General features: G+C 44.2%; 1 pseudogene. It reads right to left on the reverse strand.

Annotated elements, in window-relative coordinates:
• Positions 1-405: pseudogene (gene glmM, locus C1G53_RS11165) on the reverse strand (phosphoglucosamine mutase); the annotation flags it as partial.

The following is a 405-nucleotide window of genomic DNA, read 5'->3' on the forward strand; positions in this document are numbered from 1 at the left end:
CATGATGCGGTCGCCATCTACCAAAACACCATTTTCATCGACGGCAATCAAGCGGTCACTGTCACCATCAAAGGCAAGTCCAATTTGACTACCTGTTTCTTTGACCAGTTCTTGCAATTTTTCAGGATGAGTTGAACCAACACCCTCATTGATATTCAAACCGTCTGGCTTTTCAGCCATTACTGTCAAATCTGCTCCCAAATCTACAAAAATTTGACGTGCAGATGTTGCAGCAGCACCATTAGCTGTATCAAGTGCAACTTTCATACCGTCCAAATCTGTACCAGTTGATACCAAGAATTGCTGGTACTTACGTAGACCTTCTGGATATTCTACCACATCTCCTAAACCTTGAGCAGATGGGCGTGGCAATGTGTCTTCCTCAGCGTCAAGAAGAGCCTCAAT

The sequence above is a fragment of the Streptococcus suis genome, from assembly GCF_002960445.1.
GTDB classification, from domain to species: Bacteria; Bacillota; Bacilli; order Lactobacillales; family Streptococcaceae; genus Streptococcus; species Streptococcus hyiners.